This is a genomic window from Ramlibacter sp., from assembly GCF_036383835.1.
Classification (GTDB): Bacteria; Pseudomonadota; Gammaproteobacteria; order Burkholderiales; family Burkholderiaceae_C; genus Ramlibacter.
Map to the genome: position 1 here is coordinate 94,784 of NZ_DASVNN010000012.1, position 8,995 is coordinate 103,778.

The 8,995-nt window shown below is 68.4% G+C and carries 7 protein-coding genes; 3 read left to right on the forward strand and 4 right to left on the reverse strand.

The annotated features are described in order from the left end of the window. Positions 1-89: 89 nt before the first annotated feature. From VF522_RS02425 to VF522_RS02440, 4 genes are all read right to left on the reverse strand, one after another. On the reverse strand, positions 90-3,239 hold the full coding sequence (locus tag VF522_RS02425; RefSeq protein ID WP_330906616.1) for an efflux RND transporter permease subunit: 3,150 nt from the start codon (positions 3,237-3,239) through the stop codon (positions 90-92). A 16-nt stretch (positions 3,240-3,255) separates the two neighbouring features. Next, positions 3,256-4,560, reverse strand: coding sequence for an efflux RND transporter periplasmic adaptor subunit (locus VF522_RS02430; protein ID WP_330906617.1), 1,305 nt, complete (start codon positions 4,558-4,560; stop codon positions 3,256-3,258). Positions 4,561-4,723: 163 nt separating this feature from the next. Beyond that, positions 4,724-5,170 (reverse strand): ribonuclease HI, encoded by a 447-nt coding sequence (gene rnhA / locus VF522_RS02435; protein ID WP_330906618.1) that lies wholly within the window; start codon positions 5,168-5,170, stop codon positions 4,724-4,726. Next, positions 5,167-5,934 carry a class I SAM-dependent methyltransferase gene (locus VF522_RS02440; RefSeq protein WP_330906619.1) on the reverse strand — a complete coding sequence of 256 codons (768 nt, stop codon included), beginning with the start codon at positions 5,932-5,934 and terminating at the stop codon, positions 5,167-5,169. The genes rnhA and VF522_RS02440 overlap by 4 nt, the downstream gene beginning before the upstream one ends. A 19-nt stretch (positions 5,935-5,953) precedes the next feature. Between VF522_RS02440 and gloB the strand changes: the two genes are divergently transcribed. The 3 genes from gloB to VF522_RS02455 all read left to right on the forward strand — a co-directional run bounded on the left by gloB (position 5,954) and on the right by VF522_RS02455 (position 8,848). After that, on the forward strand, positions 5,954-6,727 hold the full coding sequence (gene gloB / locus VF522_RS02445; RefSeq protein WP_330906620.1) for a hydroxyacylglutathione hydrolase: 774 nt from the start codon (positions 5,954-5,956) through the stop codon (positions 6,725-6,727). Then, on the forward strand, positions 6,724-8,238 hold the full coding sequence (locus tag VF522_RS02450; RefSeq protein WP_330906621.1) for a transglycosylase SLT domain-containing protein: 1,515 nt from the start codon (positions 6,724-6,726) through the stop codon (positions 8,236-8,238). Before gloB ends, VF522_RS02450 begins: the two co-directional genes overlap by 4 nt. A gap of 154 nt (positions 8,239-8,392) precedes the next feature. Further along, entirely contained in the window at positions 8,393-8,848 is a 456-nt protein-coding gene (locus VF522_RS02455) for a hypothetical protein (protein WP_330906622.1), read from the forward strand. Positions 8,849-8,995 lie beyond the last annotated feature (147 nt).

Here is an 8,995-nt window from a genome sequence, read left to right on the forward strand (position 1 = left end):
AGCGCGTTCCAAAAGCAAAAGCGCCGCGGTGCGGCGCTTTCCGGATGCTCTGGGCCCCCGCCTCCGCGGGGGTGACGGAGGCGTGGGCGTTACTTGGCGATCAAGTCGCCATGCGGCGCATGCTCCGCATGCTCGTGCGCTTCCGCCTTGTTCGCGCCGGGCACTTCCTTGCGGGCGAACAGCATGTACATGGTCGGCACCACGAACACCGTGAGCACGGTGCCCAGGCTCATGCCGCCCACGATCACCCAGCCGATCTGCTGGCGGCTTTCGGCGCCGGCGCCGTGCGCGATGGCCAGCGGCAGCGCGCCCAGCACCATGGCGCCGGTGGTCATCATGATCGGGCGCAGGCGCTGCGAGGCCGCCTTGATCACGGCTTCGACCGTCTCCAGCCCCTGCTCGCGCAGCTGGTTGGCGAATTCCACGATCAGGATGCCGTGCTTGGTGATCAGGCCCACCAGCGTGATCAGGCCGATCTGCGAATACACGTTCAGGGAGCCGCCGCTCCACTTCAGCGCCAGCAGCGCGCCGATGATCGACAGCGGCACCGACAGCATGATCACGAACGGGTCGACGAAGCTCTCGAACTGCGCGGCCAGCACCAGGAAGATGAACAGCAGCGCCAGCACGAAGACGATCATCAGCGCGCCCTGCGAGTTCTTGAACTCGCGCGAGGTGCCGTTCAGTTCCGTCGTGTAGCCGGTCTTCAGCACCTTGCTCGCCGTCTGGTCCATGAAGTTCAGCGCCTGGCCCAGCGAGTAGTCCGGCGACAGGCTGGCCGTGATCGAGGCGGAGCGGCGCTGGCCGAAGTGGTTCAGCTCGCGCGGGCTCACGCTCTCGCGCACCTTGACCAGCGCCGACAGCGGAATCATGGTGTCGTTGCGGCCGCGCACGTTGATGCCGTCGATGTCTTCCGGCGTGCTGCGGCCGCTGGCCTGTGTCTGCACGATCACGTCGTATTGCTCGGCGTCGCGCTTGTAGCGCGTCACCACGCGGCCCCCCAGCATGGTTTCCAGGGCCTTGGCGACCACTTCGACGCTCACGCCCAGGTCGGCGGCCTTCTCGCGGTCGACGTCGATGCGCAGCTCGGGCTTGTTCAGGCGCAGGTCGACCTGCGGCGAGACGATGCCCGGGTTCTTGGCGATCTCGTCCATCATCTCGCGCACCACCCGGTTCAGGTTCTGGTAGCTGTCGGAGGTCTGGATCACGAAGTTCAGCGGCCGCTCGCGGAAGCCCTGCCCCAGCGAAGGCGGCGTGATGATGAAGGCGTCCACGCCGGGCAGCGTGTTGGTCTTGGGCCCGAGCTCGCGGGCCAGGTCCAGCGTCGTGCGCTTGCGCTCTTCCCAGTCCACCGTGCGGTACACCACGCTGGCCTGCGACACCGTGGGGTTGCCCACGTTGGCGAAGACGCGGTCGAACTCCTTGTAGCCGTTGCCCAGCTTCTCCAGTTCCATCGCGTAGCGGTCGGTGTACTCGATGGTGGAGCCGTCCGGCGCGTTGACGTTGGCCAGGATCGTGCCGCGGTCCTCCAGCGGCGACAGCTCGGACTTCATCGTCGGCCAAACGCCGACGATGGTCACCAGGCTGAGCAGCATGACGCCGATCACGATCCAGCGTGCCTTCAGCAGGCCGCCCATGAAGCGGTTGGCGCCCGGCTTCGGCGTCCAGCGCGTGAGCAGCACCCAGCGCAGCAGGCGCGCGTAGCCGCTGGAGAAGGCCGTGAGCCAGCGCTCCATGTGCGCGTCGAACCAGCTCGGCTTCGGGTTGTGGCGCAGCAGCTTGGAGCACATCATGGGCGTGAGCGTCAGCGCCACGAAGCCCGACACCAGCACCGCGCCGGCCAGCGCCAGCGCGAACTCCACGAACAGCCGGCCCGTGCGTCCCGGCGTGAACGCCAGCGGCGCATACACGGCCACCAGCGTCAGCGTCATCGTCATCACCGCGAAGGCGATCTCGCGCGCGCCCTTGATCGCCGCCGAGAACGGGTCGAGCCCCTCCTCGATATGCCGGAAGATGTTCTCCAGCATCACGATGGCGTCGTCCACCACCAGGCCGATGGCCAGCACCAGCGCCAGCAGCGTGAGCGTGTTGATGGTGAAGCCGGCCAGCGCCATCATCGCGAAGGTGCCGATCAGCGACACGGGAATCGTGATGATCGGGATGATCGACGCCCGAACGGTGCGCAGGAAGAAGAAGATCACCAGCGCCACCAGCAGGATGGCCTCGCCGATGGTGCGGTACACGTTCTTCACCGAGCGGTCGATGAACAGCGAGTTGTCGTTGGCCACTTCGATCTGCACGTCCGAAGGCAGGTCGGCCTTCAGCTTGGGCATCATGTCGCGCACGCCCTCGGCCAGCTGCAGCGGGTTGGCCGTGGCCTGGCGGATCACGCCGGCGGAGATGGCGTACTTGCCGTTCAGGCGCACGCGGCTGCGCTCGTCGGCGGCGGCTTCCTGCACCCGCGCGACGTCGCGGATCTTCACCGGGAAGCCGTTGACGTTGCGGATCACGATCTCGGCGAACTGGCCCGGACGCACCAGGTCGGTCTGCGAGGTGACGCTGAATTCGCGCTGCTGCGACTCGATGCGGCCGGCGGGCAGTTCGAGGTTGCTGCGCCGGATCGCGTCTTCCACGTCCTGCGTGGTCAGGCGGTAGCCGGCCAGCTTGTCCGGATCGAGCCAGACGCGCATGGCGTACTTGCGCTCGCCGTAGATGCGAACGTCGGCCACGCCCGTCACCGTCTGCAGGCGCGGCTTGGCGATGCGGTTGACGAGGTCGTTGATCTGCAGCGGATTGAGCGTGTCGCTGCTGAAGGCGAGCCAGATCACCGGGAAGGCATCGGCCTCCACCTTGGCGATCACCGGCTCCTCGATGGCCTGCGGCAGGCGGTTGCGCACGCGCGAAGTCCGGTCGCGCACTTCGGCGGCGGCGGCGTCGGCGTCCTTTTCCAGGCGGAAACGCACCTGGATCTGGCTCTGCTCGGCACGGCTGATGGAGGTGATCACGTCCACCGCGTCGATGCCGGCGATGGAGTCTTCCAGCGGCTTGGTGACCTGCGACTCGATCACCTCGGCCGACGCGCCGGGGTACTTCACGCTCACCGTGACCATCGGCTCGTCGATCTTGGGGTACTCGCGCACGGCGAGCCGCGTGAAGCTGACCAGTCCGATCAGCAGCACCAGCAGCGACAGCACCGTGGCGAACACGGGCCGCCGGATGGCGATCTCGGGCAATAGCATCGCTGGCTCCTGGCGCTCAGCCGCCGGTGGCGGGGTGGCGCGCGGCGTTGCGCGGGGCGGCGGGGCGCACCGCGGGCGCCGACGCCACGCAGGGATTGCCGGCGGCCGCCGCCACGACTTCGGAAGGGGCCGCCTTGTTGCGCGCGGCCGGTCCACCGGCCGTCGCCACGGCGGGGGCGCCGTTGGCGCCCTTGCCGATGTCCAGCACGCGCACCGGCGTGCCGTCCTTCTGGATGCGCTGCTGGCCGGCGGTGACGACCACGTCGCCGGGCATCAGGCCTTCCACGATCTCCACCTTGCCGGGCTGGCGGATGCCGACCTTCACCTCCACGCGCTGGGCGATGCGGGTGTCGTGGTCGGGGCCGTCGACGAGGCGGTAGACGTACTGGCGGCCGCCTTGCGGGACGATCGCCTCTTCGGGGATCACCCTGGCGTCGTCGCGCACGCCGAACACGGGCGTGACGCGGGCGAACATGCCGGGGCGCAGCTGCAGCTGGCGGTTGTCGATGCAGCCGCGCACGCCGACCGAGCGGCCATTGGCGTCGACCAGGGGGTCGACGGCCAGCAGCACCGCGCCGAAGCGCTTGCCGGGCAGCGCATCCACCTCGACCTGCGCCGACTGGCCGGGCTGTACCTTGGTCTGGAAGCGCTCGGGCAGGCGGAAGTCGACGTAGATCGCTTCCAGGTCCTCGATGTTCACGATGTCGGCGCCGTCCTTGAGGTAGTCGCCGATGTTGATGTTGCGGATGCCGGCGATGCCGTCGAAGGGCGCCATGATCTTCAGGCGGGCCAGCGTGGCGCGGGCCAGGGCCAGCTTGGCATCGGCCACCTGCACGTTGGCCGCGCTTTCGTCCACGGCGCGCTGGGCGATGAACTTCTGCTCGACGAGTTCCTGGTTGCGGCGGTGGTTGGCGCGGGCGATCGAGAGCTCCGCCTCGGCCTGCTTCACCTGCGCCAGCGGCAGCTGGTCGTCCAGTTGCACCAGCAGCTGGCCCTTGCGCACGCGGTCGGCGTCACGGAAGTTGATCTGCGTCACGCGGCCGGACACTTCGGGCCGCAGCATCACGCTCTGGCGCGAACGCAGGCTGCCGACCGCCTGGGCGTCGTCGGTGATGCGCAGGAGCTCGACCCGCGCGATCTCCACGGCGGGGACCCGCACCGGACCGGCGGCCGTGGGCGCGGCGGCGGGTGCAGCCGGCGACTTCCCTTCGGACTGGATCTCCTTGGGCTTCTGCGGTTGCTGCTGGTACCACCATGCGGCGCCCGACGCTGCCACGATGCCGACCGCTGCGACCGCGGTGTAGAGGAACTTCGATGCCATTAAGCTGATCCGTGGAAAGGCCCGCAGGCGCGCCGCCAGCGTAGGTAAACGACGCAATGTAACAGCAGGTGTGCGCTCGGGCATAGCCCCCGGAACCCGATCGTTGCGGCCCTGACGCCCTGTCGCGGGCTTTTTACCTGCCCTTTACACAGGCGTTGGCACGCTAACGTTTCAGGGTGCTCGCGACGCCCAGGTTGGCCAGCGCATCCGCCCGCTCGTTGCCGGGGTCCCCGTTGTGGCCGCGCACCCAGCGCCAGTCCACCACGTGCCCGCCCTTCTGGAGCAGATCATCGAGGCGGCGCCACAGTTCCGCGTTCTTCACCGGCTGCTTGCTGGCGGTCTTCCAGCCCTTGGCCTTCCAGCCGGGAAGCCACTCGGTGATGCCCTTCAGCACGTACTGGCTGTCCAGGTACAGCGTGACGGCGCACGGGCGCTTGAGCGCCTCCAGCGCCTGGATCACGGCCATCAGCTCCATGCGGTTGTTGGTGGTGCTGGTTTCCCCGCCGTACAGCTCTTTCTGGGTGGTGCCGGAGCGCAGGAGCACGCCCCAGCCGCCCGGGCCGGGATTGCCCTTGCAGGCCCCGTCGGTGTAGATCTCGATCTGGTTCATTCAATACTTGTGAGCTCGCGCGTCTCGCGGTGGCTGCGGTTGGCCACGGGCACCGGCGCCCTGGCGACGCGCTGGGCCTTCTTCCAGCTGGGGCCGATCGACTGGACCCCGCGCACCCGCTTCACGGCGACGATGAAATAGACGGACCCGAAGATCGGCCACCAGCGCTGGCCGAGGGAGTCCATCCAGTCGAAGCGTTGCAGCCACTTCTCGCTGGAGAAGGCCGGGCGCCAGCAGCCGAAGCTGCTGGTCTCCACTTCGAAGCTGAGAAGCCGCAGCCAGTCGCGCAGCCGCCAGTAGCCGATGTAGTCGCCGGCGTCGGGCAGGTAAAGCTCGCCCAGGCCGAGGCGGTGATAGACGTGGGCGCGGCGCTGGCGCAGGCCCCAGAGGCTCGCGGGATTGAGGCAGCAGATCACCACCTTGCCCTCGGGCACCAGCACCCGCTCGACCTCGCGCAGCGTGGTGTGCGGATCGACGTTCAGTTCCAGGGAGTGCGGCAGCACCACGAGGTCGAGGCTGTTCTCCTCGAAGGGCAGCGCGCTGTAGTCGGCGATCAGGTCGGGCTGCACCAGGTCCTCGGCGGCTTCCGCCTCGCTGAGCGCGAGCCACTTGTGGGGCATGCGGTTGGTTTGCAGGGCGTCCAGTTCCGGCAGGCCGAGTTGCAGCGCGTGGTAACCGAAGATGTCGCTGACCGCGCGGTCGAATTCGGCCCGCTCCCAGGCGAGCAGATACCTGCCCGGCGGGGTTTCGAACCACTGCTGCATTCCTATAATCCGCTCGCTCATGAACTTGATCCCGCTGCCCGCCTTCCAGGACAACTACCTGTGGCTGCTGCACGACGGACAGCGGGCGCTGGTCGTCGATCCCGGCGATGCCGGCCCCGTGCAGTCGTACCTGGATGCGAACGGGCTGCAACTGGACGCGATTCTAGTCACGCATCACCACCCGGATCACATCGGCGGCGTCGACGCGCTGCGCGAGGCGACGGGGGCCCGCGTCTGGGGTCCCGCGCGGGAGCGCATCCCCGAACCGCTCACGCGCCTGGCCGATGGCGACCGGATCGAAGTCCTGGGCCTGCCCTTCGAGGTGCTCGATGTCCCGGGCCACACCGCCGGCCACATCGCCTATTTCTGCCCCGGCTTCCAGGGCGCCCCGCTGCTTTTCTGCGGGGATACCCTCTTCTCCGCCGGCTGCGGCCGCCTGTTCGAAGGCACGCCGCGGCAGATGTTCGACTCGCTCTCCAGGCTCGCGGGCCTTCCCGGCACCACGCGCGTCTGCTGCACGCACGAATACACCCTCGGAAACCTGGAATTTGCCACGGCGGTGGAACCCGGCAATACACAGCTGATCCATTACCGGCAACAATGCGAGGCAAGGCGCTCGCGTGGCGAGCCCACCCTGCCCTCCACCATCGCGCTGGAGAACCAGGTCAATCCTTTTTTGCGCGCGAGCCAGCCGGCCGTGACGCGTGCCGCCCACGGCTTCAACGGGGCGGACCCAGCAGACCCCGTCGCGGTGTTCGCGGCCCTACGCCAATGGAAGAACGAGTTCAGATGAAGAAGTACAACCTGCTCGCCCTCACCGCCCTGCTCGCGCTGGCCGGCTGCGCCACCACCTCGGGCCCCGACGGGGTCGCCGTGGACAACCGGGACCAGCCGCAGCCCGCGAAGATCGCCGAGGCGAAACCGGCGCTTCCCGCCGTGATCCCCTCGGGTCCGATGAGCGCGATCCAGCCATCCGACCTGCGCTCGCAAGGCGTCACGGCCCTGGAGACGCCGCCCGACCTGTGGTCGCGCATCCGCCGCGGCTTCAACATGCCGGCGCTGGACAACGACTACGTACGGCGCCACGAGCAGTGGTACTCCTCGCGGCCCGATTACATCCAGCGCATGACGGACCGCTCGCGCAAGTACCTGTTCCACGTCGTCGAGGAACTGGAGCGCCGCAACATGCCCACGGAGCTCGCGCTGCTGCCCTTCATCGAGAGCGCGTTCAATCCGCAGGCGGTGTCGAGCGCGCGCGCCGCCGGCATGTGGCAGTTCATGCCCGCCACCGGCAAGGACTACGACCTGAAGCAGAACGTGTTCCGCGACGACCGCCGCAACGTGCTCGCGTCGACGCGCGCGGCGCTGGACTACCTGCAGAAGCTTTACGGCATGTTCGGCGACTGGCACCTGGCGCTGGCCGCGTACAACTGGGGCGAAGGCAACGTGAGCCGCGCGATCCAGCGCAACCAGCGCGCCGGCCGCGGGACGGGCTATGCCGACCTGAACATGCCGGAGGAAACGCGCAACTACGTGCCGAAGCTGCAGGCGGTGAAGAACATCGTGCTGAGCCCCGAGCAGTTCCGCGCCGACCTGCCCCTGATCGAGAACCATCCTTACTTCCAGTCCGTGTCCCTGAAGCGGGACATGGACGTCGAACTCGCGGCGCGCCTGGCCGACGTCAACATCGAGGACTTCAAGGCCCTCAATCCGCAGTTGAACCGCCCGGTGATCCTGGCCGCGGGCACGTCGCAGATCCTGCTGCCCTGGGACAACGCCACCGTCTTCAAGCGCAACTTCGAGGCCTACGACGAAGGCAAGTACGCCTCGTGGACGGCCTGGAGCGCACCGTCCACCATGAGCGCCGCGGAAGCCGCGCGCCGCCTGGCCTGGAACGAGAACGAGCTGCGCAACGTGAACACCATCCCGCCGCGCATGTTGATCAAGGCGGGCTCGGTGCTGATCGTGCCGCGCAAGAACGCCGCCCAGGACGTCCCCGATCACGTAGCCGACAACGGCCAGCTGAGCCTCGCGCCGGAAGCGGCGATGCGCCGAACGGTGATCCGCGCGGGCAAGCGCGACACGGTGGCGAGCATCGCCAGCCGCTACAAGCTGAGCGCCTCGCAGGTGGCCGACTGGAACAACGTCGGCGCGTCCGCCGCCTTCCGCGCGGGCCAGCAGGTTGTGTTGCACCTGCCGGTGCGGGCCACGCGTTCCGCCGTGCGGGCCACGGCCAAGTCGGGCCATCGTTCGCCGGTGCGCTCCACCGGCCGCACCACCGCGATCCAGAAGAAGCGCCGCTGAGCTTCGCCTCGTGCTGCGGTGCGCATGCATCGCGTCATGAGGGAACTGGCCCGTCCCCTTGCAGGACGACTCCGACGGCCGATGCCGCCGCGCTCCGATGCGGTACGGTCCGCCGTCGCGCCACAGTCAGTGATCTGTTGAAGGAGTACTGACCATGAACAAACCCCTGCTCGGCGCCGTCCTGGCCGCCACCCTGATGGGCCTCGGCGCCGCGGCGCACGCCCAATACAACGCCATCGTTTCCGTCGCGCCGCCGGCGCCGCGCCACGAAGTCGTGCCCACGGCGCGACCCGGCTGGGTCTGGGCCCCGGGCCACTATGTCTGGCGCGGCAGCGAATACGCCTGGATGGAAGGCAGCTGGATGCGCGATCGCTCCGGTTACGAGTACCGCGAGCCCCGCTGGGTGCAGCGCGGCAACGGCGAGTGGGTGATGGTGGGAGGCAACTGGGAACAGCGCATGGCGCAGCGTGAAGCGCGCCGCGCCGAACGCCGCAGCCCGAACGGCGACTTCGACGGCGACGGCATCCTCAACTTCCAGGACCGCGACATCGACGGCGACGGCGTGCGCAACCGCCGCGACGCCTTCCCGTACAACCCGCGCCGCAGCTGAGGCAGCGCGTCCGACAAAAGGGGCCTTCGGGCCCCTTTTTTTTCGGTGGTACTTTTGGCTAAGGGCAAGACCGACGGGCTTAACAGGAGTGGTCCGATGGGCCCGGAGCGGCCGCAGCGGCACAGTGGGACCATCCCTTTGAAAGGA

Bases quoted from the DNA above. Each gene is read 5' to 3' on its own strand.
- VF522_RS02425 (WP_330906616.1), bottom strand. From the start codon at position 3,239: ATGCTATTGCCCGAGATCGCCATCCGGCGGCCCGTGTTCGCCACGGTG.
- VF522_RS02430 (WP_330906617.1), bottom strand. From the start codon at position 4,560: ATGGCATCGAAGTTCCTCTACACCGCGGTCGCAGCGGTCGGCATCGTG.
- rnhA (WP_330906618.1), bottom strand. From the start codon at position 5,170: ATGAACCAGATCGAGATCTACACCGACGGGGCCTGCAAGGGCAATCCC.
- VF522_RS02440 (WP_330906619.1), bottom strand. From the start codon at position 5,934: ATGCAGCAGTGGTTCGAAACCCCGCCGGGCAGGTATCTGCTCGCCTGG.
- gloB (WP_330906620.1), top strand. From the start codon at position 5,954: ATGAACTTGATCCCGCTGCCCGCCTTCCAGGACAACTACCTGTGGCTG.
- VF522_RS02450 (WP_330906621.1), top strand. From the start codon at position 6,724: ATGAAGAAGTACAACCTGCTCGCCCTCACCGCCCTGCTCGCGCTGGCC.
- VF522_RS02455 (WP_330906622.1), top strand. From the start codon at position 8,393: ATGAACAAACCCCTGCTCGGCGCCGTCCTGGCCGCCACCCTGATGGGC.